Genomic DNA, 24,837 nt, shown 5'->3' with positions numbered 1-24,837 from the left:
TTGAACATGCAAGAATCCAAAGTCAGTCGCCGTCTGAAGGAAACCACCGCCCCTGAGGTCAACGAATACATCTACCGACCGCGCCTGGAAGGCTTCGCTGCGGGCTTCGATAATCTGGGCAACGTCAACAAGGCACATATCGTCATGCTCTCCGAGCAGGGCCTGATCCGCGGCGAGCACGCGGCGGTATTGGCCAAGGGCGTGCTGGACATGGAGGCGGCGGGGCCCGACGTGGTCACCCTCGATCCTTCCCGTGAAGACGCTTACTTCAACTACGAAGCGCACCTGATCGAGCTGATCGGCACTGACATCGGCGGCCGTCTGCACACCGGGCGCAGCCGCAACGACATTCTCGCCACCCTCGACCGCCTGCGGTGCCGGGAAGTGTTGATGGATCTGATCGATGCGCTGATTCAGGTGCGCCAGAGCGCCCTCGACAACGCCGGTAAATACGCCGAAGTGGTGATGCCCGGCTACACCCACCTGCAACCGGCTCAGCCGATTACCTACGGCTATTACCTGGCGGCGGTGGAGCAGGCCCTTGAACGTGATTGCCAGCGCCTGACCCAGACCCTGGCCAGCATGAACCAGAGCCCGTTGGGCGCCGCAGCCTTTGCCGGTACGCCGTTTGCCATCGACCGCGCACGTACCGCCGAGCTGCTGGGTTTTGATGGTTATCTGGATAACGCCCTGGACGCCGTGGGTTCGCGGGATTTCATTCTGGAAAGCCTGTCGCACCTGAGCCTGCTGTCGGTGTTCTGGAGCCGCGTAGCCCAGGACTATTTCGTCTGGAGCACCAACGAATTCAGCCTGATCGACTTCCCGGACAGTGTCGCGGCGACGTCGAGCATCATGCCGCAGAAGAAAAACCCCACGGTGCTGGAGTACCTCAAGGGCCGCTGCGGGCATATCGTCGGGCTGTTGATGGGGGCGAGCATCACCATCAAGGGCAGCAACTTCTCTCATACCGGCGACGCCAACCGCGAAGGCACCCGGGGCTTCTGGGAAGCGGCGGAAGAAAGCCTGCGTTGCCTGAAACTGCTGGATCTGGTGCTGCGCACGGCCACGCCCAATGTCGAACTGGCGGTAAAACGAGCCGGTGAAGACTTCTCCACGGCCACCGGCCTGGCCGACCTGATCGTGCGCGAAGCCGACCTGTCGTTCCGCGAGGCCCATCATGTGGTCGGCGGCGTGGTGCGTATGGCCATGGATGCGGGCCTGCCGGCGCATCAGATCGATTCGGCCATGGTCGATGTCTGCGCCCTGGAGCAACTGGGCCATGCCTTGAACCTGTCGGCGCACAAGGTGCGTGATTGCCTCGATCCGACGGCCAACGTGCAAGCGCGCAACTCCGCCGGTGGCCCGGCATTGACCTCGCTGCAACCCAGCCTGTTGCGTGCTGCCGCCCGCATTGCCACCGAGCGTCAGGCCAACCAGGCCCGTCGCGAGCGTATGGCTGCGGCCCATGACCGTCTGCAAGCCGCGACCCGGGCGCAGGCCGGGCTATGAGCGTCATGTTGAAGGTGCGTGGGCTGCACAAACACTTCGGTGAACACCATGTGGTCAAGGGCGTGGACATGGACGTCAACGAGGGCGAAGTGGTGGTAATCATCGGCCCCAGTGGTTCCGGCAAATCGACCTTTATCCGTTGCCTGAACAGCCTCGAAGAGCCGACCGGCGGCAGTGTGGTGATCGGTGGTGGCGAGTCGATAAAGGCCGGGGATCGAAAGGCCCTGGCGAAACTGCGCGAAGAGGTGGGCATGGTGTTCCAGGATTACACCCTGTTCCCCCATATGACCGTCATGGCCAATATGATTCTGGCGCCGGTCAAGCTCAAGCGCGCGAGCAAGGTCGAAGCCCAGGCCACCGCACTGGCGCTGCTGGAGCGGGTCGGCCTGAGTCACAAGGCCGAGGGCTATCCTTCGGAGTTGTCAGGCGGTCAGCAACAGCGGGTGGCAATCGTGCGGGCGCTGGCGATGAAGCCCAAGTTGCTGCTGTTCGATGAACCGACGTCGGCCCTCGATCCGGAAACCGTGGGCGATGTGCTCAATGTCATGAAGGGCCTGGCGGCGCAAGGCATGACCATGATCGTGGTGACCCACGAAATGGGCTTTGCCCGGGAAGTGGCGGATCGCGTAGTGTTTTTCGATGGCGGCAAGATAGTCGAAATGGGCCCGCCGTCGCAGATCTTCAGCGCGCCTACTGAGGCGCGGACGCGGCAGTTTTTGCAGAGTGTTCTGCATTAACGCGAACATCAGATACGACATTGAAGCGGTTTTTGTGGGACCGGCTTTAGCCGGGAAGACAGCATTTGCGGGCGACAGAACTGTATCGACTCTACCTGCGCTTTCCCGGCTAAAGCCGGTCCCACAGTGGATCTGCGCTTTAGCGCGTTGAAGCAGGTTTACCTTACTTCGGCAACGCCGCCGCAACACTCGCCGACAACGGCGCCGTCCCGCGACCAATCAGCGTGCTCAGTTGACGGCTGTCATCGAACAGTGCGCCCTTGGCCGCCGCTGCATCGGAGTTGGCCAGCAGTTCAGCAAACTCTTCCGGCAGACCGGCACCCAGCAGGGCGCCCTTGAATTCGGCTTCCGGCAGGTCGGTGTAGACCACGGGCTGGCCGGATTGCTTGGCGATCAGTGCGGCGAAGTCACTCAGGGTGTAAGCGTCGTCGCCGGCCAGTTCATAGATCTTGCCCGCCTGGCTGTCGCTGGACGTGAGCACGGCTGCGGCGGCTGCAGCGTAGTCGGCACGGGCGGCCGAGCTGATACGGCCCGTACCGGCGCTGCCGAAATGCGCGCCATGGGCCAAAGCCGATGGCACCGAAGCGGCGTAGTTTTCGTGATACCAACCATTGCGCAACAGGGCGAAGGGCACGCCGGATTTACGCAGGTAGTCTTCGGTCTGGCGATGTTCTTCGGCCAGGGCCAGAAGTGAGGTGTCGGCATGCAGCACGCTGGTGTAGGCCAGAAGTTTGACCCCGGCAGCCTTGGCTGCATCGATGACCGCGCTGTGCTGGGCGAAGCGCTGGCCGAGTTCGCTGGAAGAAATCAACAGGACTTTGTCCACGCCCTCCAGAGCGCTTGCCAGTGTGGCTGGATCCGAGTAATCGGCCTTGCGCACGACCACACCCAGGGCGGCCAGGTCGCTGGCTTTTTCCGGGCTGCGCACGGCGGCAACGATTTGTGTGGCAGGAACGTTCATCAGCAGTTGTTGGATAACGAGACGGCCCAGTTGGCCGGTAGCACCAGTAACGAGGATCATGAATGTTGTCCTTATGTGTCGTTCGGAAAGAGACGCCAGCATAGATAAGGTGCTAACCTTTCGTAAGTACGTACAAAAAGGTTAGTGTCATGAGCGATAACGAAACAACAACGCGGCCCTACATCACCACTCTGCTGGATGTCGAGTCGGCCAAGGCAGGGTTTCTCCTGGCCAGCGAATGTCCGTCACGGCTGATTCTCAGCCATGTCTGCAGCCGCTGGGGTGTGCTGGTGCTGGTGGTGCTGCGCAGTGGCATGCACCGTTTCAGCGAATTGCGCCGCAAGATCGGCGGGGTCAGCGAGAAGATGCTGTCCCAGACTTTGCAGAATCTGGAGCAGGACGGCTTTGTCGATCGCCGCTCGCTGCCGGTGGTGCCGCCCCATGTCGAATACCGCCTGACGCCCATGGGCGAGGAAGTGGCCTTGCAGGTCGACAGCCTGGCCTGCTGGATCGAGAACAACCTGCCGCGCATCATGCAGGTCCGCGAGGCTCGCGAGGATAGCGAGCCCCTCGACGCGGCGTCCTGATCGTCAGGCGGATTGGGCGATGCCCATGATCCGATTGCCCATCTCCACGCCCCAGTCGCTCATGCGCGCGCCTTCGAGCAACTGACGCTGCTGCCAGACGAGCAGGGCAGCATCGAGGTCGCCGCCGTTCTTCAAGGCCTGGACCAGGGCCAGGGCATTGGCGGCTGCCTTCGCCGTGCTGCCCGCTGTGTGGGGACGGGGTACGAAGGCGGCGTCGCCGGTGAGCAGTACCCGGTTGAACACCATCTTCGGCACCTGAAAATCCTGAATGGCCTGCACGAAAATATCGTCGGTCAACTCCACTAGGCTGCGGAACGCCGGGTTCAGGTTTTGTTTCGCCATGTCCCGCAGCCAGGCATCGCGTTCCGGCGCCAGGCTGCCCGGCGGCACCGAGTGGTTTCGGCGTACGCCGTCACGGTCGGTCAGCACGGCATCCAGTTGCGCGCCCTTGGCCGCCTTGAGATACCACAGCCAGTTATAACGCCGCTGCTGGTCGGCCACTGATCCATCGAGGCCCGGGACCATGTACTCGAGCATCAGTGATTGCGGGTCCTGCTGAAACACAAAGTTTTCCCGCAGCAAATACGCGGCGCTCTCCGGCAACTGGGGTTCTTCGATCAGTCCGCGCCAGACCACATAGCCTGAATACGAAGGCTGCATGCCCGGTAGAACCAGATGCCGCACAGTTGAACCGGCACCATCGGCACCGATCAGCAGGTCTCCCTCAGCCTCGCGACCGTCGGCGAAGCGGGCACTGACTCGCTGTTGATGTTGGGTCAGCTCGACCAGTTCGGCGCCCCGGTGATAACGGGCTTCGGGAAAACTGGCTATCAGGGTGTTGTACAAGGTGTTCCATGAGGTCTGCATCTGCGGCATCAATTGCTGATGGGCAATGCTGCCGTCCCGGCGCAGGTACAGGCGCTCGCGGGACATCACGCCCAGGGCATGGCTTGGCCTGATCCCGGCGTAGCGCAGGGCTTGCAGCACATCGGGTTGCAGTACGATGCCACCGCCGCGGCTGTCCAGCTCGGCGGCGGAACGCTCGTAGACGTCCACCTCCCAGCCACTGGCGCGCAACAGCGTCGCCATGAACAGGCCGCCCAGGGACCCGCCGATGATCAGGGCTTTTCCAGATGCAGAAGTGCTCATGGGCGGATCCTCAGGAGGCCAAAGCCGGGTAGTCGATATAACCCTTGGCATCGCCGCCGAAGAAACGGCTGGCGTCGGCGTCGTTAAGGGCGTGGTTGCCGTGCAGGCGTGCAGGCAGGTCCGGGTTGGCAATGAACGGACGGCCAAAGGCAATCAGATCGGCACGGCCGTCGAGCAGGGCTTTTTCGGCGCTGGCCTGGTCATAGCCACCGGCAAGCATCAGCACGCCGCGATAGTCATGGCGCAGTTGCTTGATAATGGCATCCCAGTTCGGGTCATAGTTTTCATCGAGCACGGTGCCGACCATGGCCGGTTCGACCAAGTGCAGATAGGCCAGGTTGAGGCGGCTTAATTGGCGGGCGATATAGCCGAACGTGGCTTGTGGCGTGTCGTCGCCCATGCCCATGAAGCGGCCCATGGGCGTCAGGCGCACGGCGACGCGCTGGCTGCCGACTTCCTCGACCACGGCATTGACCACTTCCAGCAGAAGCCGGGCACGGTTCTCGAAGCTGCCGCCGTAGCAGTCCTGGCGATGATTGCTGTTGCCGTTGATGAACTGGTCGAGCAGATAGCCGTTACCGGCGTGGATCTCGACGCCGTCCATCCCGGCGAGCATGGCGTTGCGCGCGGCGTGGCGGTAGTCATCAATGATTGCCGCGATGCCGTCCAGGCTCAGTTCCTGAGGCACCGGTACATCACCCCACACGCCATTGCCCTGTTCATCGAGGATAAAGGTCTTGCCGGGAACAGGCAGGGCGCTGGGCGCCACCGGCAGGCCGCCACCGGGCTGGAACTGCGGATGAGAGACGCGGCCGACATGCCAGAGTTGCAGGAACATATGGCCGCCGGCGCTGTGAACCGCCTCGCTGACGGCTTTCCAGCCGGCCACTTGTTCTGTGCTGTGGATGCCCGGCGTCCAGGCATAGCCCTGACCCTGCTGGGATATTTGCGTGGCTTCGCTGACGATCAGTGCAGCCGACGCACGCTGGCGGTAGTACTCGACATTCATCGCATTGGGTACGTTGCCTGCGCCTGCCCGGGAGCGGGTCAGGGGCGCCATGGCGACGCGGTGATCGAGGGACAGCTGGCCGATGGTGATGGGGGTGAACAGAAGACGGGTCATATCAGATATTCCGCAGAGTAGAGAACACTGTGGGACCGGCTTTAGCCGGGAAATCGCATTCCCGGCTAAAGCCGGTCCCACGGATGCATTGCAATTTGGTTGGGCTGTGTTTTGTCAAAGCAGCTCAGGCCACGCGCCCAAGCTTCAGCACCTGGGCAAACACGCTGACCGGCTGGGCGCCGCTAAGAATTTGCTGGTTGATGCGCATGCTCGGCACCGACTGCACACCGTCCTGGCGCGCCTGGCTCTGTTCGTTGAGCAGTTCGGCCACGCCCTCGCCGGAGGCAAGGAAGCGCAGGGTCTCTTCGCGGTCGTGGTTGAAGGGGGCGGCGACATCGGCCAGTACGCTCGGCTCGCCGATATCCAGACCGAGGGCGAAGTAGGCGCGGAAAATCGCCCGCACCAGTGGCCGGGCATCGCCACCGTCCTGCTGCTCGCGCCAGACCAGACGATGGGCGGCGAAGGTGTTCGGGGTCTTTTCGATCAACTCGTAATTGAAGGGCAAACCCGCCGCCGCACCGGCCTGAGTGACTTGCGCATCCATGGCCTGGCTGCGCGCCCAGCTGCCGAATTTGGCGCTGCGGTATTCGCGACGGTTCATGCCTTGTTCCGGCATATCGGGATTGAGCTGATAGGGCACGAAATGCACGCGCACCTGGCTTTCCAGGCCGGTCTGCTCCAGGGCGCGGTCGAGATTGCTCTCGCCGATCCAGCACCAGGGGCAGATAAAATCAGAGATGATTTGCAGGTTCATGGCGTTCTCGAAGTCAGTGATTGCAGGCCTCCACGTTAGAGTGACTGACTGATTTCGAGAATCCGGCGGCGGCGCAACGCAGCGTTGCGCAAATGACAAGAAGGCTGATCAGACCGGGCGCAGCTGCATCACTTCCTCGAGGAATTCGATAAAGGCGTTGACCCGTTTCGAGCCGCGATGGTTGGGCAGGTACAGGGCGGAAATTGCCGGAATGGCGTTGTTGGGGGTGATCGACCAGGGTTCAAACAGCCGGGTCAACTGGCCGCTGACGATATCGCCGCCGACCATCCAGTCCGGCAGCAAGGCCAGGCCGACGCCAGCCAGCGCCGCTTCGCGCAGCACTTCGGTGTTATTGCTCTTGACCCTGCCACTGACCGGTACTCGCAGTTCTTCGCCATCGCGGACGAAGTTCCAGATCTGCTGCGCCGAGCTGTAGTTGAAGCGCAGGCAGCTCAGGCCCGTGAGGTCCTGGGGTGATTCGGGCAGGCCGGTTGCAGCCAGGTAGGCGGGGCTGGCGACCACAAAACGCTGGAAATTACCCAGATGACGGCTGACCACGCCGTCCATGGGCGCCGCCGAGCCAAGACGGATCGACAGGTCGATGCGTTCGCTGACCAGGTCGACGATGCTGTCGGTCAGGGTGATGTCCAGCTCCAGTTGCGGGTGCTTCTGCATCAGCCTGCCCAGGTAGGGCACGATGCAGCGCCGACCGAACTCAACCGGCAGTGATACCCGCAGCTGACCAGCCGCCAGCTCGCCGCGATCGTTGATCTGCGCATCGGCTTCGGCCATGTCTTCGAGAATCTGCCGCGCCCGCAGGTAGTAGGTGGCACCGGCTTCGGACACTGTGACCTGACGAGTCGAACGATTGAGCAGCACTGCGCCCAGCTCGGCTTCCAGGCTGTCGATCATCCGCGTTACCGAAGAGGTGGCAATGTTCAACTGCCGCGCGGCAGCGGAAAAGCCCTTGGCGTCGACACTGGCGACGAACATCTTCAGGGCGAGCAGTTTATCCATGTAAGCCTCGGGCCGGTGGTGGTGGGGCAGTGATAGCAGAAAGTGCTGCGGCTGTCCGGGGGGATTGTGCTGTTTTGTTATGGCACGGCCTGAGAAACACAACGCACTTGCTGAATTGGAATGACTGGTGGGAGCAAGCTTGCTCCCACAGGTTTTGCGTTCGCCACAGATCCCTGTGGGAGCCGGGCTTGCCCGCGAAGAGGCCGGTACAATCGACCCAAACTCTGCGGCTTATACATTGCCCCCAAACATAGCGCCTCCCACAGGGCGTTTGCTGCGCGACAGCGCGGTGTCAGGGACGGCGTGACAGTTTTCAAAGAAATGAAATCAGGCAACAAAAAATGCCCGACCTGAAACCAGGCCGGGCATTTCTTTTTTACCTCAGTGCGCCCCGCTGTTACTTGGGCTGCAGCTGCTCGCGCAGGGTCTTCACGTCGCTGGCCGATACCGCCGGGGCGGCGTTGCCCCAGCTGTTGCGTACGTAGGTCAGCACGTCGGCGACGTTGTCATCCGACAGGTTCCAGCCAAACGCCGGCATGGCCGGAGCGGTCGGCGCAGCGTCTGTGGCACCGGCGCGGCTGCCGCTGAGGACCACGCGAATCAGCGAGGCCGGGTCGTCGCCATTGACCAATGGTGCCATGGCCAGTTTCGGGAACAGATGGGCTGCGCCTTCGCCGCTGGAGATATGGCAGGCCGAGCAGCGATCGGCGTAGATCGCCTTGCCCGCGACCATGGCCGGGGTGTTGGCAGCCAGTGGTTTCGGTGCTTCGCTCGGCTTGGCGCCGTCCTTCAGGTACACCGCCACGGCCATCAGGTCTTCATCCTGCCAGTGCTGTGACGAGTGCTCGACTTCTTCAGCCATGGGGCCTGAGGCGATGTCGAAGCGGTTGGCGCCGGTCTTCAGGTACTGGACGATATCGGCCTCGCTCCAGCTGCCGATGCCGCTGTGGGCATTGGCGGTGATGTTGGGCGCGACCCAGCCTTGCAGATTGGCGCCGCCGAGGAACTGATCGGCCTTGTCGCCACCGGTCAGGCCCTTGGGCGTGTGGCAGGTGCCGCAGTGACCCAGGCCTTCGACCAGATAGGCACCCCGGTTCCATTGCGCGGATTTCTGCGGATCGGGCTTGAATTCACCCTGCTTGAAGTTCAGCAGGTTCCAGCCGATCAGGCTGCTGCGCACGCTGAACGGGAAGGGCAACTGATTGGTCTCGACCTTGTTGTCCACCGCATCGACGGTTTTCAGATAGGCCCAGATCGCCTGGTTATCCTCGCGGCTGACCTTGGTATAGGCGGTGTACGGCATGGCACCGTAGAGCAGCTTGCCGTCCAGGCCATGACCATTGGACATGACATTCTGGAAGTCTTCGAAGCTCCAGCGGCCGACGCCGGTGGCCTGATCAGGCGTGATATTGGCCCCCACCAGTTTGCCGAACGGCGTATCGATGGCCACGCCACCGGAAAACATCGGTTTACCCGGCAAGGTGTGGCATGCGGCGCAGTCGCCCAGGGTGGTCAGGTAGCGGCCCTTTTCCACGATGTTGTAGGAGTCGGCGCCAGTCGCGGCATGGGCGATATTCAGGCTCAGGCCGAGTACGCCGATGCAGGTCGCAAGTAGAGTTTTCATAGGGTGATCATCTCCCCAGGGCGTTTCAGGTAGCGGGTGCGAATGGCGTCTGCAGCCTTGAAGGCCAGCGCCGCAACGGTGCCGGTGGGGTTGTAGCCGGGGTTCTGCGGAAAGGCCGAGGAGCCGACCACGAACAGGTTCGGCACGTCCCAGACTTGCAGGTATTTGTTCACCGAACTGGTCTTTGGATCGGCGCCCATGATGAAGCCGCCGACGATGTGGGAAGACTGGTAAGGCGAGCTGTTCCAGTGGCCGGTCTGGGAACTGTCCACCATCTGCCGCGGGTTCATCGACTTGGCGATCTCATGCACCTTGCCGGTGACATAGGCGGCCATCTTGCGATCGTTCTCCGGGAAGTCGAAGGTAATGCGCAGCAGCGGGCGGCCCAGGGGATCCTTGTAGGTCGGGTCCAGGGACAGGTAGTTGGTGCGCGTGGCGTAGCTGCTCGCTTCGCAACCGATGGACATGGTGCTGGCGTAGTTCTGCACCGTGGCCTTTTTCCATTCCTTGCCCCAGGTCGGGGTGCCCGGTGGCAGTGGACGCGAATCGATGGGCGCGGCGCCGATCGGGGTGACCCGGGTGCTGCCGCCGCCGACAAAACCGAGGCCGGAGTGGTCGAAGTTGTCGTTGTTCAGCTCGTCGATGCCCATGCCGATGGCGCCGCCACCGATAAACGGGTTGAAGTTCTTGTCATCGAAGAACAGCCGCACGTTGTTGGCGGTCTGGTAGGCGTAGTTGCGGCCCGTGGTGCCGGTATTGGTGATCGGGTCGTAGGGCTTGCCGACGCCGGACAACAGCATCAGGCGCACGTTTTCAAAGATGAACGCACTGATGACTACCAGTTCGGCCGGTTGCTCGAACTGGTCGCCGTTGGCGTCGACGAAGACGATCCCGGTAGCGCGCTTGCCGGTACTGTCCATGGTCACGCGCAGCACTTCACAGTTGGTCTGGGCAGTGAAGTTGGGCTTGCGGATCAGCGCGGGCAGGACGGTGGTAATGGCGCTGGCCTTTGAGTAGTTGGCGCAACCATAGTTGGTGCAGAAACCGCAGAAGGTGCAGGCGCCCATGGTCACCCCCAGGGGGTTGGTGTAGCTGCGCGACACCAGTGCCGAGGGCACCGGGAACGGCTTGTAGCCGAGGTTCTTGGCGGCTTCGGCGAACAGGGTGGGGGCGTAGGTCTGGGCGGTCGGCGGGTTCGGGTATTCCTCCGAGCGCGCGCCTTCGAAGGTGTTGCCGCCTTCCTGAATCACGCCCTTGATATTGCCGGCCTTGCCCGAGATCCCGGCCAGGCGGTCGAACTTGGCGTAGAACGGCTCCATCTCTTGCCAGTCGGTGCCCCAGTCCTGCAGGGTCAGCTCGGGGGACAGTTCCTTGCCGTAGCGCTCGGTGAGGTGGCTGTGCAGGCGGAACTCATTGGGCTGGAAGCGAAAGGTGATGCCGGCCCAGTGGTTGCCCGCGCCGCCGGTGCCGTTGCCGGGGTGGAACGAACCCCAGGAACGCATTGGCAGAGCGGTTTCGGTGACATTGTTGCGGATGGTGGTGGTGTTCTGCCGGGTGCGCAGCATCAGTTCCTGGCGACGGCTGTAGCGCAACTCGTCTGCAGCGGAGGCCACGTTGAAGTCGGTTGCGGTATCGCGCCACGGGCCGCGTTCGAAACCGATGACGCTCAGGCCTTCATCGGCCAGTTCGTTGGCGATGATGGATCCGGCCCAGCCGAGTCCGACAACCACGACATCGGTGGAAGGTAGTTTCTTGACCATGGTGGATTAACCCTTTTTGTTCCAGGCAGAGCTGCCGATGATGGAGAGCGGCACGAGGTTCAGCTTCTGGTTATGCAGCGCGATGTAGTCGCGGTAGTCATAACGGGCGCCCGGGAAACCGATCATTTTCCACGACACCATGTCGCGGTTGCCGCCGTAGATCGGGTCGGCGAAGAAGCCTTCCATGGTGTTGCCCAGCACTTGCTGGAAAAAGAACTTGGCGTCGATGCCGTCGAGGACGATGTCGCCATGTTCCAGGCCGGTCAGGACCTTGTCGCGCTCTTCCGGCGCCAGGGCGCTGAAGGCTTTCTGGTACTGCTTCTGGCAGTAGCCGGTCAGGGCGGCGATGCCCAGACGGTAGCGCTGCTGCGGCACCAACGGTGACTGGTCGCCTTGCATCGGCGTGCCTTTTGCGAACGGGCCTTGCATGTAGAGACGGGCGAAGGTGCCGTATTCGCCGGCCAGTTGCCGGTCGATGAACACCGCGCAACCGGCGTCCTTGCCGCTGACACTCAGGTCATCGGCGGGAATCAGGCGCTCGACAATGGCTTCGACTTCCCGGCCTTCTTCGGCGGTGAAAAACTGCCAGCCCGGGGTGTCGTAGTGCATCGGTCCGTTATGGTCGAAAGGGACCCACTGCGGCAACCCGTTGAGGGTCGCGGCCTTGGCCGTGGCAGCCGCGCCGGCGGCAAGGGTTGTGGCGGACGACACCAGCAGTTGCCGGCGCGTCAGGCCTTTGGGGGGTTTCTCTGTCATTCAAGGCTCCTGCGAACACCTCTCTGGCAGGCACAGCAAGGCTGGCCCGTTCAAGGCTTCCAGTGTTCGCGACTAATTACGGTTTCATGCCTGGCGCCTGGCGGTACCGGGCGATGAGCACTCACGCTTGCCTGTGACATTCGGTCCTCTGGCTGGCCAGTGTGCTTATGGCGCACGCTAGGCGGGGGAGTGCCAGAGTCCTCTCTTCATCTTTTTCAAGCGTGAGAGGATGATAGATGTGTTACTAAAAGTTGCACCGCACTCATTTTGTAAATCAGTTTTGTGTGTACTGCAACAATCAATCGGATTTCGTGCTGACGCCAGAGTAAATCGCCCAACAGTTCCATGCTGACCGGCAGTTCTTGGTATCGTGCGCAGCGCAAACTGCGGAAACATTTTTTTACCTGTTTTTTGTCCTTCACCGAGATGCTGTAGTAATGCCTGATCCAATTCCTTTAAAGGACCACGAGAAAGAGACCGGTCTGGTCAACCGGCGGCTGATCGCTTGCGCCCTGGTCGTGATGATCCTCAGCGCCTGCCTGGTGGCGCGCATGTATTTTCTCCAGGTCATCGAGTTCGACTATCACTCGACCATTTCCGAAAACAACCGTGTGCATGTGCTGCCGATCCCTCCGGAGCGCGGCATGATCTACGATCGCAACGGTGTGCTGCTGGCCGATAACCGGCCCAGCTTCAACCTGACCATGACCCGCGAGCGCGCAGGGGACTCCAACGAGGTGCTCAATGAACTGATGAGCATCCTCAACCTGCCGGCCGAAGACCGCATCCTGTTCGACAAGGATCTCAAGCAGGCGCGTCACCCCTTTGAACCGGTGACCCTGCTCTACGAGTTGACCGAAGAGCAGATCGCTCTGCTGGCGGTCAACCAGTTCCGCCTGCCGGGGCTGGACGTGGAGCCGCAGTTCGTACGCCATTACCCCCTGGGCGCGCATTTCGCCCATTCCATCGGTTATGTCGGGCGGATCAACGAGAAAGAAACCAAGCAACTGGACTCGGTGGACTACCGCGGCACGCAGTCGGTGGGCAAGACCGGTATCGAGAAATTCTACGAATCCGAGCTGCACGGCCATGTCGGCTACGAGGAAGTCGAGACCAACGCCCAGGGCCGGGTCCTGCGTGTGCTCAAACACACCGACCCGACCCCCGGCAAGAACATTACCCTGAGCCTGGATATTCATCTTCAGGAGGCTGCCGAAGAAGCCTTGGGCGACCGCCGTGGCTCGGTGGTGGCGATCGAACCGGAGACTGGTGAAGTTCTGGCCATGGTCAGCAAGCCGAGTTTCGACCCGAACCTGTTCGTCACCGGCATCAGCTTCAAGGAATACGCCGCGCTGCGTGATTCGGTGGACCGGCCGCTGTTCAACCGGGTGCTGCGCGGGCTTTATGCGCCGGGCTCGACGATCAAGCCGGAAGTGGCGATTGCCGGTCTCGACTCGGGCGTGGTCACGGCCCAGACCAAGGTTTTCGACCCCGGCTACTTCCAGTTGCCGGACTTCGATCACAAGTACCGCAACTGGGCGCACAACGGCGACGGCTGGGTCGACATGGACGCGGCCATCATGCGTTCCAATGACACTTACTTCTACACCCTGGCGCACAAGCTGGGCATCGACCGTCTGCACGACTACCTGGCTGAGTTCGGCCTGGGGCAGAAGGTTTCCCTGGACATGTTCGAGGAAGCTTCCGGGCTGATGCCGTCGCGGGAATGGAAGCGCGCCACCCGGCGTCAGGCGTGGTTCCCGGGGGAAACCGTGATTCTCGGCATCGGCCAGGGCTATATGCAGGTCACGCCGCTGCAACTGGCCCAGGCCACTTCGCTGATCGCCAACAAGGGCGTGTGGATTCGTCCGCACCTGGCCAAGGAAGTTGGCGATGTCGCGCCGGTTGACCCAAGCCCGATGCCCAATATCGTGCTGCGTGACCCGGGCGAATGGAATCAGGTCAATGAAGGCATGCAGATGGTGATGCACGACCCGCGCGGCATCGCTCGCGCCGCCGCCGTCGGTGCGCAATACCGCATCGCCGGCAAGAGCGGTACGGCACAGGTGGTGGCGATCAAACAGGGCGAGCGCTACGACCGCTTGAAAACCCTTGAGCGTAACCGTGACAACGCCTTGTTCGTCGGTTTTGCCCCGGCGGCGCATCCGAAGATAGTCGTGGCGGTGATGATCGAAAACGGCGAGGCCGGTGGCCGGGTCGCCGGCCCTGTGGTGCGGCAGATTCTCGATGCCTGGCTGCTGGACAAAGACGGCAAGCTCAAGCCGGAATATGCGGCGCCGGTCAAGGCGCCGGGTGATCCAAAAGTCTAGGGCTGTTGGACCCGGCACAGTCCGCCGGGTCAATGTGGATCTTGTGAGCCCGAGGTTGAAGGACTTGGGCGCGCAAATCTGTGTCGCAGACTTGCTCAACCTCAAGTCCCTGCGCCCGGCCTTGGCCAGTGTAGATGCAGAAAGGGCATCGACCACACGGGTCGATGCCCTTTTTCAACTATATTGCCGGAAAGTATTTGTCTACCAGCGCGTATAAAATGGCTGCAGTTTCACTGTCCAGGATACCATCGTATTTTTGCGGTCTGAAGTGTAATTGCAATGCCCGCAAAAGTGCCAGGTAGCCGCTTTCGGTAGTTGCGTTGGACGTGCCGTAACCATAGCGGCGCAACTTGCCGATAACGTCATCCCTGGCGGGCAGGGCCTGATCGAATTGTTGCTGGTAACGAAGTTTGGTCGCCTCTTCATACCAGGCACCAATACCTGCATCGTAAAGCGCCTTCCATGGAAATGCCGCGCCCGGATCGCTTTTTCTGCCTGGCGAGATATCCGAATGCCCGATGACATTGACGGGTGTGATATCTGGATAGCGCAGCAGTATGTTGGCAGCCAGTTCCTTGACAGCTTCTATTTGTATCGGGTTATACGGCGGGAAGATGAAATTCCCACCCTGGACCGTTGCCTCATTTACGATCTCGATGCCGATGGATGTGTCATTCAAGCCAATACGGCCGGCCCATTCACTGACCCCGGCATGCCATGAGCGCTCATGTTCATCGACCAGGTTAAAGATCCTCATATCTTTGAAACCTGCATTTATATAAGTTTGATCGGTGGGCTCCGGCACCAGGTAGTGAGCACTGACTAATGAGCCAGTCAGTGCGTTGATGGAACCTTGAAAGTTCAATGCCGTATAGTGCATTACGAGAAAGCGAACGCGTTGGTTGTAACTTTTTACTGCGCGGTAGCTGTTGTAATCAATATTGTACATGGGCAATCCCTGCTCTATGAAGTTAGTAGAGGGGTGACCCTATCAGAAAGGATTTCGTGAGTGGGCTATGTAAATATCGGGTAATAGGATTGTTGGAATTGGTGCCAAGGCTCAGGGCACCGACCGTTACGGCCGATGCCCTTGCTCTCGCAGTGCGTTACCGCAGCTTGAAGCGTCGCACCACGGCATTGAGCTTCTCGTTGGAAGCGGCCAGGGTCGCGGTGCTTTGTTCGTTGACCGTACCCCCGGCTACCAGCTCTTCGACGATGTGGCGCACGGCGACCATGTTGCGGTTGATCTCGTCACTGACCGCACTTTGCTCTTCGGCGGCCGTAGCGATCTGGGTACTCAGGTCATTGATACGCACGACCGAGTCGGTCATGCCATCCAGGCCTTCGTTGACCTTGGAGGTCTTGTCCGCCGTGGCCTGGCAGCTCTGCTTGGTTTTCTCCATGGCCACCACCGCCGCACTCACGCCTTGTTGCAGACGAGCGAGCATTTCGTTGATTTCCGAGGTGCTGGCCTGGGTGCGGCCGGCCAGGGCGCGGACTTCATCGGCAACCACGGCAAAGCCGCGACCCTGTTCGCCGGCGCGGGCGGCTTCGATGGCGGCGTTGAGGGCCAGCAGGTTGGTTTGCCCGGCGATCTCGCCGATCACCCCCAGTACCGAATTGATGCGTTCAGCATCCTGCTCCATGGCGCGCACTGTGGTAGTCGCCATTTCCACTTCGCTGATCAGCTCACGTACGCTGTTGGAGGCATCTTCAACCACCAGCTTGGAATGGCGGGCGTTCTCGTTGGCGACCTGGGTCATGCTCGCGGTCTGCGCGGCGCTGCGGGCCACGCCTTCAGCGGTGGAGCTCATCTCGGTGACGGCGGTAACTGCCTGATCGGTCTCACTGGCATGGCGGGTGAGAATCTTGCTGGTGCCCCGTGCCTGGCCGCGCAGTTGTTCAATGCCTTCGGCAATCAGTACCGAAGAATCGGACACCTCGGTGACCATTTTCTGCAGGTAGACCAGGAAGCGGTTGACCGAGTGGCCGACCGCGCCCAATTCGTCTTCGGCGCGGATGACGATGCGTTTGGTCAGGTCGGCATCACCGGCCGACAGCGTATCGATGTTGGCCTTGAGTACGGCCAGGCGATTCATCAACTGGCGCAGGGCAACAATGATGATCAGCAGCAACACAATGACCATGGGGATTTGCAGCGCGGCCAGGGTGCTCAGGACTTTGCTGCTCTGGGCGGTCAGCAGAGCGGTGGGTTGTGCCACCGCCATCAGCCACGGCGTGCCTTCGATGGGTTGCAGGAAGAGGCTGTAATCGTCGCCGTCATTGCCTTTGTAGGTACTGCGCACGATGCCGCTGCCACTGGCGTTTTTCAGGCTGGTTTGCAAGGCTGCCGCAAACGCCGATTGGCCGGACAGGTCGGACAGATTTTTAAGCACATTATTGCCAGAAATCTCTGGCTGATTACTGAGAACCTTGCCGTCTTTCTCGACGATCATCAGCAGCGCATGGATTTCCCGCTCTTTCTGCGCCACCAGCTCATTGAAGAAGCCCAGCGTCACGTCGATGGTCGAGACGCCGTAGGCCGCGCCATCCTTGCTGATGGCCATGGCGCAGTTGGTACGCGGCTCGGGGCTGGCGTCATCGCGGTAGGCATTGGCCCAGTTGCATTGCCCGGCCGGGGCCTTGAGGCCGCCGAGATACCAGGACTGCTCGAAATAATTCTGCGACTCAGGCGAGTTCCAGTGGGTATTGACGATCAGCTTGCCGCTGGCATCGCGGTGATAAAACGTACTGTGCTTGGCCCGACCCTGGGTGCGCTTGTCCGGCAGCGGCCAGACCCCGCCACCGAAGACTTTCAGCTCGCCGTACTGGTTGACCAGAAAGGGCAGCAGGCGATCGATGCTGTCGCTGTCCAGCTGCGGCACGGTTTCGGTGATGACCCGTTGCTGGGCCTGAACCTTGGCCAGCTCGGTCTTGATCACACCACCGATCTGCGCCGCTTCGTTGAGCAGATGACGCTCGTCAGTGGCGGTCAGGCTCGGGGTGATCAGCAGGTTGATGCCAACGCCGGTGAGGATGGCGATCAACAGCACGAAGCCGACGAATGTAGCAGTGTAACGAGCGAATATTGTTTTCATTGTTGAGCTGCCGTCCGCTATGAAAAGAGGGTCTCCAGGTCCATCGGCTGCAAACGGGCGCGCATGAGGGTGGTAGGAAAATTCTTACAGGGTTTGGCGGTTTTGGCCTGATTGACTCAAGGGTTGCGCTGAACTGTCCGTCTCACCACTGGTCGATCTAGAGCGCGCGGCACACTCGCGGTCGCGTTTTCCATTGACCCCGACAAGGAAAAAACGCATGTCCAGAACGATTGCCGATCATCTCGCCCAAACCCTCGCCGATGCCGGTGTCAGCCGCATTTGGGGGGTGACCGGGGACAGTCTCAACGGCCTGACCGACAGCCTGGAAAAGCTGGGGGCCATTCGTTGGATGCATACCCGGCACGAAGAGGTCGCGGCCTTTGCTGCCGGGGCCGAGGCGGCGGTGACCGGTACGCTGGCCGTATGTGCCGGCAGTTGCGGGCCGGGCAATCTGCATTTGATCAATGGCCTGTATGACTGCCATCGCAATCAGGTGCCAGTACTGGCCATTGCCGCGCATATCCCGTCCACGGAGATCGGCCTGGGCTATTTCCAGGAAACCCACCCTCAGGAGCTGTTCAAGGAATGCAGCCACTTCGTCGAGCTGGTCAGCAGCGCCGAGCAATTCCCTCGGGTGCTGGAGCGGGCCATGCGCGCGGCCATCAGTCAGCGTGGTGTAGCGGTGATTGTATTGCCGGGGGACGTGGCACTGAGTACAGCGCCGGAGACCAAGGCGAAATGGGTCGAGGTGCTGCCACCGCAAGTGCTGCCGGGCGAAGCGCAACTGGATCAGGTCGCGCAATTGCTCAATGACTCTGGCGCCGTGACCCTGCTCTGCGGCGCCGGTTGCGCCGGTGCCCATGACGAGCTGCTGGCCCTGGCCGATACCCTTGGCGCGCCAGTCGTGCATGCCTTGCGCGGCAAGCAGCATGTAGAGTACGACAACCCCTTTGATGTCGGCATGACCGGCCTGATCGGCTTCAGCTCGGGTTATCACGCCATGCTGTCCTGCGACACCCTGGTGATTCTGGGCAGCAACTTTCCTTACCGGAATTTCTATCCGGAGAATGCCAAAATCGTGCAGATCGATATCGACCCTACGGCTCTGGGGCGTCGCACACCCTTGACCCATGGCCTGGTTGGCGGCGTGAAGGAAACCGTTGCGGCCTTGCTGCCCCGGCTCAAGCGTCAGGAAAACCGCCGCTTCCTCGACAAGGCGCTAAAACATTACGCCAAGGCCCGGGAAGGTCTGGACGATCTGGCCACGCCATCGGCCGCCGGCGAGCCGATCCATCCGCAATATCTGGCGAAGGTGATCAGCGATCAGGCCGATGACGATGCGATCTTCACCGTCGATGTCGGCACGCCGACGCTGTGGGCGGCGCGCTACCTGAAGATGAATGGCAAGCGCACGCTGCTGGGCTCGTTCAACCACGGCTCCATGGCCAACGCGATGCCCCAGGCCTTGGGCGCCAAGGCGGTAGACCCGCAGCGCCAGGTCGTTGCCCTGTGCGGCGATGGCGGCCTGTCCATGCTGCTGGGGGATCTGCTTAGCGTTCGCCAGCTGGATCTGCCGATCAAACTGGTGGTGTTCAATAACAGCTCCTTGGGCTTCGTCGATATGGAGATGAAAGCAGGCGGCTACGTTCCCCATGGCACCGATCTGTACGAGACCAACTTTGCCGGTATCGCCCTCGGCGCCGGGATCCTCGGCATCCGCGTCGAGAGCGCCGAAGAGCTGCCCGGCGCCTTGCGCAAGGCCTTCGACCATCCGGGGCCGGTACTGGTGGATGTGGTCACCGCCAAACAGGAACTGGGCATCCCGCCGAAAATCAAACTGGCCCAGGCCAAGGGCTTCAGCCTGTACATGCTGCGCACCGTATTGAGCGGGCGCGGGGATGAGGTGATGGAGTTGATCAAGACCAATTTGCGTTAACCCCTATCACGCTTGACCCTGATCCGTTGGAGCGAGGCTTGCCCGCGAAAGCATTTTTGGCCGTGAGTAATGAGTCGGACATAAAAGCCTATTCGCGGGCAAGCCTCGCTCCAACAGGTGCAATTTTTGCCCTCTGAAAGCGCATTTCCCAATCCTCTCGCACCACCTTGAATCACTCAAAAACTTTCTGAAAATAAGCGTTGTGCCATCATAAAATCGAATGTTATGTTGATAACATCATTGCGATTAAATGAATCGTATCTAACATTTTTTGCGCCTGCTGCAGGATGCTCTACGCCATGACACCTACGGACAAAAGCAGCTTCATCGATGCCCTGGAGCAGCGCTTCAGCGAGCTGACGCCGACGGGCAAGCGCATTGCCGGTTATCTGTTGGCCAATCCGCAGAAGCTGCCGTTCGAGACCGCCGACAGCATTGCCCAGCAGACCGGCACGACCGGGATTTCCGTGGGGCGATTCTTTCGCTCTCTGGGTTATCGCAATATCGATGACGTCAAACAGAGCCTGCGCGGTGACACCGGCAATACCTGGGTGCTCACCGACCGCCTCGGTGCGTTTCGTGAGGAGAGCACCCACGGCGATGCCCTGGAGCGCTCGCTCAATCGTGAGCTGGAGGCCATTCAACATGTCTACGCCCTGGCGCGCAGTGAGGTGTTCGGCCATATCGTCGAGCGCATTCATGCCGCCGATGCGGTGTTTATCGTCGGCATCCAGACCACCCGCGGCATTCTCACGACCTTCCTGAGCCACCTGGAATACATCCGGCCCAAGGTCTACTACGTCGATGGCCTGTCCGGCACTTACGCCGAGTCCCTGAACTCCGAGTTCGCCAACCCGTACGCGATCATTGCCGACTTCCGCACCTATTCGAGCATCACCCGCACATTCTGCGAGGTGGCCAGCCAGCAGGGCCTGCCCCTGGCTTTTGTTACCGATTTTCATTGTCCATGGGCGCGGGATTACCCCATGGACCTGTTGCAACTCAAGTCGGACGTCGGCCAGTTCTGGGATTCCCCGGCGCCCCTGGCCTGCCTGTTCAACCTGATGGTTTCTGCCGTGGCCGAGAAATATGGCCAGCACCTGGACGAGCGCCTGGCGAAGAACCGTCGCCTGCAAGAGCTGTTCGGCCAGTTTGAATAACCGCTGGTGCCGCAGTGTGGGACCGGCTTCAGCCGGGAAAGCGGTATCACATATTGGAGATATAGCGTGACCAGTAACCCCCTTGTCGAAATCGACGCCCAAGCCCTGCAGGTCGAAGTCGATCTGATCTATGCCGGTGCCGATAATCTGGCCGGCAAGCCGATCTATCAGGACCCGCGCTGCCTGCTGCATGTCGACGCCGAACGTTGCCTGCGCCTGGCCAGTCGTCTGGCGCGCCAGGCGGGTTACAGCCTGCGGATTTTCGACGCCTATCGGCCGCCCTATGCGCAGTTGCTGTTGTGGCAAGCCTTGCCCAATCCGGAATACGTGCGTGATCCGGGCCTCGGTTCTCATCACACCCGTGGCGTGGCGGTGGACCTGACCCTGATCGATGCCGACGGCCAGCCTCTGGATATGGGCACCGGCTTCGATGACATGCGTGAGCTGTCCCACCAGTTTTTCCCGGACCTGCCCGTCGCCGTGCAGCGCAATCGCCTGTTGTTGCTGGGGATCATGCTCAGCGCCGGTTTCCGCCATATCGACAGCGAGTGGTGGCACTACGAATTACCCGATGCCGAGGACTACCCGCTGATCGACGACGGTTCGATCCAGCCCGCGAGTCACTGAGCGTCACCCTGAACATGACCGGGACACTCACGAATCCCGGCGTAAATCCGGCCTGACCCTGTCACCAGTGTTGGCCGTTCTCGGAACGCCACGGCGCCCGAGCTTGTACTGCCCGGTATAGCTTCAATAAAAAACCTGACGAACTTCCATTTATCGAATGATCAAGGAACCGGCATGAACCCTATCTTCACCCCGCGCAAACTGGCCATGGCATTGCTCTGCACGGCCATGGGACTCGGTGCCTGGCAGACCGCCAGCGCCGCCGTACCGCAGGACACCCTGATGATCGGCAAACCGTCCGATCCCCAGACCCTGGACCCGGCCGTGACCATCGATAACAACGACTGGGCCGTGACCTATCCGGCCTACCAGCGCCTGGTCACCTACAAAGTCGAAAATGGCGAAGGCAGCACCGAAGTCAAAGGCGAACTGGCCGCCAGTTGGACCACCTCCGCCGACAGCCTGGTCTGGGAGTTCAAGCTCAAGCCCGGCAACAAGTTCGATGACGGCAGCGAAGTCGATGCCAACGCGGTGAAGTTCTCCTTCGACCGGGTGATGAAGCTCAAGCAAGGCCCGTCCGGCGCCTTCCCGGATGATATGGAGATCTCTGTCGTCGATCCGATGACCGTGCGCTTCACCCTCAAGTCGCCGTACGCACCGTTCCTCTCGACGCTGGCCCACAACGGTGCGGCCATCGTCAACCCGGCCGTGGCCAAAGAGGCCGGTGGCGCCGAAGCCTACCTGTCGACTCATACCGCCGGTTCCGGTGCATTCAAGCTGACCGGCTGGCAAAAGGGTCAGACCCTGACCATGGAGCAGAACAGCTACTTCACCGGGACCAAACCGGCCCTGAAAAAAGTCGTGATCAAGATCATCGGCGAAGCCTCGGTACGTCGCCTGCAACTGGAACACGGTGACCTGGACATCATCGAAGACATGCCCCAGGACCAGCTCGAAGCCCTGGCCAAGAAGTCCGATATCGTCGTCGGTGACTACCCGTCGCTGCGCGTGACCCTGATCTACATGAACACCAAAAAGGCGCCGATGAATAACCCGGACGCGCGCCGGGCGATTGTCGATTCCCTGGATTACGACGGCATCCTCAAGGGCAAGGCCAAGGCCATGAACGGGCCGATCCCGCGCGGCATGTGGGCCTACGACAACAAGGCGCCGGCCTTCAAGCAGAACGTCGAGCAGGCCAAGGCGGATCTGGCCAAGGTGCCGGAGAAAATCACCGGGCTGAACTTCATGTACTCGGACAAGGATCCGAACTGGGAGCCTATCGGCCTGACCCTGCAAGCCGGCCTGCAACCTCTGGGCATCAACCTGAAGATGGAAAAGCTGGCCAACGCCACCATGCGTGAGCGCCTCAATACCGGTGACTTCGACCTGGCCATCGGTTCCTGGAGCCCGGACTTCGCCGACCCCTACATGTTCATGAACTTCTGGTTCGACTCCAAGCTGCCAGGTCTGGCCGGTAACCGTTCGTTCTACAGCAACCCGGAAGTCGATAAGCTGATCCGCGAATCGGCCGCGACCAACGACCAGGGCAAGCGCACCGAGCTGTACCACCAGGCGCAAAAGATCGTGCTCAACGACAGCGTCTACGCCTACCTGTACCAGAAGGCCTACACCTTGCCGATGCGTGAATCGGTCAAGGGCTATGTGTTCAACCCGATGCTGGAACAAGTGTTCAACATCGACACGATCACCAAGTAGTACCGCGTCATTGCAGCCACGCCCCTTTACCGTGGGGGTGTGGCCGCGCTGTAGCCAATCGATGCAAGACCGAGGTGCCTGATGGCCTTCCTGAATATCCTGCGTAAACGCCTGGCCGGCCTGTTATTGGTGGTCGTTGGCGTTTCGTTGATCACCTTTGCCATATCCCACCTGATCCCCGGCGACCCGGCGCGGCTGATTGCCGGTGACCGCGCCAGCGATGCCATCGTCGCCAATATCCGCCACAACCTGGGCCTGGATCTGCCGCTGTATCAGCAATACGGGCGCTACATGCTCGACCTGCTGCACGGCGACCTGGGCACGTCGATCCGCACCAGTCGCCCGGTGCTGGAAGACTTGCAGGCGTTTTTTCCGGCGACCCTGGAGCTGGCCCTGACCGCCTTGCTGCTGTCGATTCTGATTGGCGTGCCCCTGGGCGTGCTGTCGGCGGTCTATCAGAACCGCGCTATCGACCAGTTCGCCCGCACCCTGGCCGTCACCGGCATTTCCACGCCGACCTTCTGGCTCGGCCTGGGCTTGATCGTGCTGTTCTACGGCCATCTGAACTGGCTGCCGGGCAGTGGCCGGATCGATGAAGGCATGGATGCGCCGACTCGCATCACCGGTTTTTACCTGATCGACTCGCTGCTGGCAGGCAATCGCGAGCAGTTCGTCAGCAGCCTGCAACACCTGATTCTGCCCGCTGTGACCCTGGCCTTCGTCAACCTGGGGGTGGTCGCCCGGCAGATTCGTTCGGCGATGCTCGACCAATTGGGCGAGGACTATATCCGCACGGCCCGGGCCTATGGCCTGTCGCGCTGGGCGGTGATCCTGCGCCATGCCTTGCCCAATGCCCTGATACCGTCGGTGACGGTGCTGGGCCTGATTCTCGGCGACCTGCTGTACGGCGCGGTACTGACCGAGGCGGTGTTTGCCTGGCCGGGCATGGGCGCTTATGTCATCAAGTCGGTGCAGTCCCTGGATTTTCCGGCGGTCATGGGCTTCGCCATTGTCGTGTCCTTCATTTATGTACTGCTCAATATGGTGATCGATCTGCTGTACCGCCTGATCGATCCGCGTATCGGCGAGGTTGACTGATATGAGCGTTTCTCCCGTTCCAACCACCGTTGCCTTGCCCTCGCGCTGGCCGGAAAAACTCGCTTACCTGAGTTATCAGATCAGACGCAGCCCCATGACCATGGCCGGGCTCACCATCACCTTGCTGGTGTTGCTGTGCATGGTCTTTGCGCCATGGCTGGCGTCCCATGACCCTAACGCCCTGAACCTGTCCCAGCGCCTGGCCGAGCCGTCGGCGGCGCATTGGTTCGGCACCGATGAAGTCGGTCGCGACCTGTTCAGCCGCGTGCTGTACGGCAGCCGCCAGTCGGTGGGTGTCGGCCTGTTTGTGGCGTTCGCGTCCTGCCTGATCGGCGGCCTGCTGGGTTGCATGTCCGGGGTGATCGGCGGTCGTTTCGACAGCCTGGTCATGCGCCTGATGGACATCATGCTGTCGGTGCCGTCCCTGGTGCTGATCATGGCCCTGGCTGCGGCACTGGGTGCCAGCCTGTTCAATGCCATGCTGGCCATCACCCTGGTGCGGATTCCGTACTACGTGAGGCTGGCTCGCGGTCAGGCCCTGAGCATCCGCCAGATGGGCTACGTCAAGGCGGCTCAGACCTTCGGTGCCGGACGCTGGCATATCGTGCTCTGGCACGTGGCGCGCAATGCCACGCCGCCGTTGCTGGTGCAACTGAGCCTGGATATCGGCGCGGCCATCCTCATGGCGTCGGCCCTGGGCTTTATCGGCCTGGGCGCGCAACAGCCGACGGCGGAATGGGGCGCCATGGTCGCGACCGGGCGTAATTACATTCTCGATCAGTGGTGGTACTCGACCTTTCCGGGGCTGGCGATTCTGGTCACCGCCACCGGTTTCAATCTGTTGGGCGATGGCGTACGCGATCTGCTTGACCCACGGCAGCAGGGGAAATGA

19 protein-coding genes and 2 pseudogenes are annotated in these 24,837 nt (G+C 61.2%); 10 read left to right on the top strand and 11 right to left on the bottom strand.

Features of this window, described 5'->3' with window-relative positions; all coding sequences use genetic code 11:
* The first annotated feature begins 6 nt into the window (after window positions 1-6).
* Window positions 7-1,509: an argininosuccinate lyase gene (gene argH / locus AC1Z24_RS19185; protein WP_483742214.1), complete on the top strand. Its 1,503-nt coding sequence runs from the start codon at window positions 7-9 to the stop codon at window positions 1,507-1,509.
* Window positions 1,506-2,246: an amino acid ABC transporter ATP-binding protein gene (locus tag AC1Z24_RS19180; RefSeq protein WP_483742213.1), complete on the top strand. Its 741-nt coding sequence runs from the start codon at window positions 1,506-1,508 to the stop codon at window positions 2,244-2,246. Before argH ends, AC1Z24_RS19180 begins: the two co-directional genes overlap by 4 nt.
* Window positions 2,247-2,409: 163 nt before the next feature.
* On the opposite strand, the gene AC1Z24_RS19175 is transcribed toward AC1Z24_RS19180, so the two are convergent.
* Window positions 2,410-3,267 carry an SDR family oxidoreductase gene (locus tag AC1Z24_RS19175; protein ID WP_483742212.1) on the bottom strand — a complete coding sequence of 286 codons (858 nt, stop codon included), beginning with the start codon at window positions 3,265-3,267 and terminating at the stop codon, window positions 2,410-2,412.
* Between the two features lie 89 nt (window positions 3,268-3,356).
* Here AC1Z24_RS19175 and AC1Z24_RS19170 point away from each other — a divergent pair, with 89 nt between their 5' ends.
* Window positions 3,357-3,794 carry a winged helix-turn-helix transcriptional regulator gene (locus AC1Z24_RS19170; RefSeq protein WP_483742211.1) on the top strand — a complete coding sequence of 146 codons (438 nt, stop codon included), beginning with the start codon at window positions 3,357-3,359 and terminating at the stop codon, window positions 3,792-3,794.
* 3 nt (window positions 3,795-3,797) lie between these two features.
* Here the strand turns inward: AC1Z24_RS19170 and AC1Z24_RS19165 are convergent, their stop codons facing one another.
* The 7 genes from AC1Z24_RS19165 to AC1Z24_RS19135 all read right to left on the bottom strand — a co-directional run bounded on the left by AC1Z24_RS19165 (window position 3,798) and on the right by AC1Z24_RS19135 (window position 11,977).
* The gene (locus AC1Z24_RS19165; protein WP_483742210.1) at window positions 3,798-4,943 is read right to left on the bottom strand and encodes an FAD binding domain-containing protein; all 1,146 of its coding nucleotides are present in this window, start codon (window positions 4,941-4,943) and stop codon (window positions 3,798-3,800) included.
* A 10-nt stretch (window positions 4,944-4,953) separates the two neighbouring features.
* Window positions 4,954-6,066, bottom strand: a complete 1,113-nt coding sequence (locus AC1Z24_RS19160) for an alkene reductase (RefSeq protein ID WP_483742209.1) — start codon at window positions 6,064-6,066, stop codon at window positions 4,954-4,956.
* A gap of 124 nt (window positions 6,067-6,190) precedes the next feature.
* A complete protein-coding gene (locus tag AC1Z24_RS19155) occupies window positions 6,191-6,820 on the bottom strand; it encodes a DsbA family oxidoreductase (RefSeq protein ID WP_483742208.1) in 630 nt (209 codons plus the stop codon).
* Between the two features lie 108 nt (window positions 6,821-6,928).
* Window positions 6,929-7,837 (bottom strand): LysR family transcriptional regulator, encoded by a 909-nt coding sequence (locus tag AC1Z24_RS19150; RefSeq protein WP_483742207.1) that lies wholly within the window; start codon window positions 7,835-7,837, stop codon window positions 6,929-6,931.
* Between the two features lie 397 nt (window positions 7,838-8,234).
* A complete protein-coding gene (locus AC1Z24_RS19145) occupies window positions 8,235-9,461 on the bottom strand; it encodes a c-type cytochrome (protein ID WP_483742206.1) in 1,227 nt (408 codons plus the stop codon).
* Window positions 9,458-11,221, bottom strand: coding sequence for a GMC family oxidoreductase (locus tag AC1Z24_RS19140; RefSeq protein ID WP_483742205.1), 1,764 nt, complete (start codon window positions 11,219-11,221; stop codon window positions 9,458-9,460). The genes AC1Z24_RS19145 and AC1Z24_RS19140 overlap by 4 nt, the downstream gene beginning before the upstream one ends.
* Window positions 11,222-11,227: 6 nt before the next feature.
* Window positions 11,228-11,977, bottom strand: coding sequence for a gluconate 2-dehydrogenase subunit 3 family protein (locus AC1Z24_RS19135; protein ID WP_483742204.1), 750 nt, complete (start codon window positions 11,975-11,977; stop codon window positions 11,228-11,230).
* 437 nt (window positions 11,978-12,414) lie between these two features.
* Here AC1Z24_RS19135 and mrdA point away from each other — a divergent pair, with 437 nt between their 5' ends.
* Window positions 12,415-14,307, top strand: coding sequence for a penicillin-binding protein 2 (gene mrdA, locus AC1Z24_RS19130; RefSeq protein WP_483742203.1), 1,893 nt, complete (start codon window positions 12,415-12,417; stop codon window positions 14,305-14,307).
* Between the two features lie 178 nt (window positions 14,308-14,485).
* Here the strand turns inward: mrdA and AC1Z24_RS19125 are convergent, their stop codons facing one another.
* The 3 genes and pseudogenes from AC1Z24_RS19125 to AC1Z24_RS19115 form a co-directional block, all read right to left on the bottom strand.
* On the bottom strand, window positions 14,486-15,256 hold the full coding sequence (locus tag AC1Z24_RS19125) for an N-acetylmuramoyl-L-alanine amidase (protein WP_483742202.1): 771 nt from the start codon (window positions 15,254-15,256) through the stop codon (window positions 14,486-14,488).
* 157 nt (window positions 15,257-15,413) lie between these two features.
* Window positions 15,414-15,962 (bottom strand): annotated as a pseudogene (locus tag AC1Z24_RS19120) (methyl-accepting chemotaxis protein); the annotation flags it as partial.
* A 360-nt stretch (window positions 15,963-16,322) separates the two neighbouring features.
* A pseudogene (locus tag AC1Z24_RS19115) lies at window positions 16,323-17,405 on the bottom strand (cache domain-containing protein); the annotation flags it as partial.
* Window positions 17,406-17,622: 217 nt separating this feature from the next.
* On the opposite strand from AC1Z24_RS19115, the gene poxB reads away from it, so the two are divergent.
* From poxB to ddpC, 6 genes are all read left to right on the top strand, one after another.
* Window positions 17,623-19,341 carry a ubiquinone-dependent pyruvate dehydrogenase gene (gene poxB / locus AC1Z24_RS19110; RefSeq protein ID WP_483742201.1) on the top strand — a complete coding sequence of 573 codons (1,719 nt, stop codon included), beginning with the start codon at window positions 17,623-17,625 and terminating at the stop codon, window positions 19,339-19,341.
* Window positions 19,342-19,640: 299 nt separating this feature from the next.
* Window positions 19,641-20,501 (top strand): MurR/RpiR family transcriptional regulator, encoded by an 861-nt coding sequence (locus tag AC1Z24_RS19105; RefSeq protein ID WP_483742200.1) that lies wholly within the window; start codon window positions 19,641-19,643, stop codon window positions 20,499-20,501.
* A gap of 66 nt (window positions 20,502-20,567) precedes the next feature.
* Complete coding sequence (gene ddpX / locus AC1Z24_RS19100) at window positions 20,568-21,128, top strand: D-alanyl-D-alanine dipeptidase (protein ID WP_483742199.1); 561 nt, start codon at window positions 20,568-20,570, stop codon at window positions 21,126-21,128.
* 174 nt (window positions 21,129-21,302) lie between these two features.
* On the top strand, window positions 21,303-22,847 hold the full coding sequence (locus AC1Z24_RS19095) for an ABC transporter substrate-binding protein (RefSeq protein ID WP_483742198.1): 1,545 nt from the start codon (window positions 21,303-21,305) through the stop codon (window positions 22,845-22,847).
* Window positions 22,848-22,928: 81 nt separating this feature from the next.
* A complete protein-coding gene (locus AC1Z24_RS19090; RefSeq protein WP_483742197.1) occupies window positions 22,929-23,945 on the top strand; it encodes an ABC transporter permease in 1,017 nt (338 codons plus the stop codon).
* 1 nt (window position 23,946) lies between these two features.
* A complete protein-coding gene (gene ddpC, locus AC1Z24_RS19085; protein WP_483742196.1) occupies window positions 23,947-24,837 on the top strand; it encodes a D,D-dipeptide ABC transporter permease in 891 nt (296 codons plus the stop codon).

It is taken from the genome of Pseudomonas sp. JL23 (assembly GCF_056933585.1).
This window is presented reverse-complemented; position numbering and strand designations above follow the sequence as displayed.

What these genes read in the sequence shown, in the direction of transcription:
- argH (WP_483742214.1), top strand. Translation starts at nt 7, where the DNA reads ATGCAAGAATCCAAAGTCAGTCGCCGTCTGAAGGAAACCACCGCCCCT.
- AC1Z24_RS19180 (WP_483742213.1), top strand. Translation starts at nt 1,506, where the DNA reads ATGAGCGTCATGTTGAAGGTGCGTGGGCTGCACAAACACTTCGGTGAA.
- AC1Z24_RS19175 (WP_483742212.1), bottom strand. Translation starts at nt 3,267, where the DNA reads ATGATCCTCGTTACTGGTGCTACCGGCCAACTGGGCCGTCTCGTTATC.
- AC1Z24_RS19170 (WP_483742211.1), top strand. Translation starts at nt 3,357, where the DNA reads ATGAGCGATAACGAAACAACAACGCGGCCCTACATCACCACTCTGCTG.
- AC1Z24_RS19165 (WP_483742210.1), bottom strand. Translation starts at nt 4,943, where the DNA reads ATGAGCACTTCTGCATCTGGAAAAGCCCTGATCATCGGCGGGTCCCTG.
- AC1Z24_RS19160 (WP_483742209.1), bottom strand. Translation starts at nt 6,066, where the DNA reads ATGACCCGTCTTCTGTTCACCCCCATCACCATCGGCCAGCTGTCCCTC.
- AC1Z24_RS19155 (WP_483742208.1), bottom strand. Translation starts at nt 6,820, where the DNA reads ATGAACCTGCAAATCATCTCTGATTTTATCTGCCCCTGGTGCTGGATC.
- AC1Z24_RS19150 (WP_483742207.1), bottom strand. Translation starts at nt 7,837, where the DNA reads ATGGATAAACTGCTCGCCCTGAAGATGTTCGTCGCCAGTGTCGACGCC.
- AC1Z24_RS19145 (WP_483742206.1), bottom strand. Translation starts at nt 9,461, where the DNA reads ATGAAAACTCTACTTGCGACCTGCATCGGCGTACTCGGCCTGAGCCTG.
- AC1Z24_RS19140 (WP_483742205.1), bottom strand. Translation starts at nt 11,221, where the DNA reads ATGGTCAAGAAACTACCTTCCACCGATGTCGTGGTTGTCGGACTCGGC.
- AC1Z24_RS19135 (WP_483742204.1), bottom strand. Translation starts at nt 11,977, where the DNA reads ATGACAGAGAAACCCCCCAAAGGCCTGACGCGCCGGCAACTGCTGGTG.
- mrdA (WP_483742203.1), top strand. Translation starts at nt 12,415, where the DNA reads ATGCCTGATCCAATTCCTTTAAAGGACCACGAGAAAGAGACCGGTCTG.
- AC1Z24_RS19125 (WP_483742202.1), bottom strand. Translation starts at nt 15,256, where the DNA reads ATGTACAATATTGATTACAACAGCTACCGCGCAGTAAAAAGTTACAAC.
- poxB (WP_483742201.1), top strand. Translation starts at nt 17,623, where the DNA reads ATGTCCAGAACGATTGCCGATCATCTCGCCCAAACCCTCGCCGATGCC.
- AC1Z24_RS19105 (WP_483742200.1), top strand. Translation starts at nt 19,641, where the DNA reads ATGACACCTACGGACAAAAGCAGCTTCATCGATGCCCTGGAGCAGCGC.
- AC1Z24_RS19095 (WP_483742198.1), top strand. Translation starts at nt 21,303, where the DNA reads ATGAACCCTATCTTCACCCCGCGCAAACTGGCCATGGCATTGCTCTGC.
- AC1Z24_RS19090 (WP_483742197.1), top strand. Translation starts at nt 22,929, where the DNA reads ATGGCCTTCCTGAATATCCTGCGTAAACGCCTGGCCGGCCTGTTATTG.
- ddpC (WP_483742196.1), top strand. Translation starts at nt 23,947, where the DNA reads ATGAGCGTTTCTCCCGTTCCAACCACCGTTGCCTTGCCCTCGCGCTGG.